At 64.7% G+C, this 917-nt stretch carries 1 protein-coding gene; it reads right to left on the reverse strand.

Annotated elements, in window-relative coordinates; all coding sequences use genetic code 11:
• Positions 1–908 (reverse strand): acetylornithine deacetylase/succinyl-diaminopimelate desuccinylase family protein (locus tag EN994_RS33270; RefSeq protein WP_127308248.1); only part of this gene is annotated, 908 nt, incomplete at its 3' end.
• Between the last annotated feature and the right edge of the window lie 9 nt (positions 909–917).

Raw genomic sequence — 917 nt, forward strand, 5'->3', positions numbered from 1 at the left:
GTGTCGAGATCTTCCTCGAGCAGGAAACGGCGGTCGATGGTCATCCGGCAGGAGTCGGGCACGTTGGGCGACGGCAGGCCGGGCCGGAAATCCTCGGTCTGGCCGCCATGGATCGAATTGATGTTCATGGTCGAGCGTTTTGCTCCTTCGGGCACGACCGGCATGCGCGTCATCTTGCGGTCGAGCGCGGGAAACAGTTCGTCCTCGAAAGCCCGCAGCACGGCGCCCATGTGGCGCACCGCATTGTCGCCGAGAAACGGCATCGAGCCGTGCGCGATCTCCCCCTTGGTCTCGATCTCCGCCCACCAGACGCCACGATGGCCGAGGCAGATGCGGTCCTTGTTCAGCGGCTCGGGAATGATGACATGGTCGACCCTGGGTTTTGAGAAATAGCCGAGCCTGGCCAGATGCGCGACGCCGCCGAAGCCGCCGGATTCCTCGTCGACGGTGCCGGATATTTCGATGGCGCCGGGAAAATCGGGGAAGACTTCCAGGAAGGCCTCGGCTGCGATGATAGAGGCGGCAAGGCCGCCCTTCATGTCGCAGGCGCCGCGGCCATAGACCCTGCCGTCCCTGACGATGCCGGCGAAGGGATCGACGGTCCAGCCATCACCGGCTTCGACCACGTCGATATGCGAGTTGAAGTGGACGCAGGCGCCCGGCGACCTGCCTTCGGAACGGGCAACGACATTGACGCGCGGGTAGCGGTCGGTGTCGCCGGGCGTGCCTTCGGCGCGGATGAACTCGGTCTCGAAACCGCTCTTCTTCAGCCGCGCGCCGAGATATTCGGCGCATGGCCGGTAGGCCTCGCCGGGTGGATTGATAGTCGGAAAACGGATCAGTTCGGCGGTCAGCGCGACGACGTCGTCGCGCCTGTCATCGATTGCCTGGAGGAGTCGCTGGTTCATGCGCAGAGT

The organism is Mesorhizobium sp. M7A.F.Ca.CA.002.09.1.1, assembly GCF_003998555.1.
Taxonomy (GTDB): Bacteria; Pseudomonadota; Alphaproteobacteria; order Rhizobiales; family Rhizobiaceae; genus Mesorhizobium; species Mesorhizobium ciceri.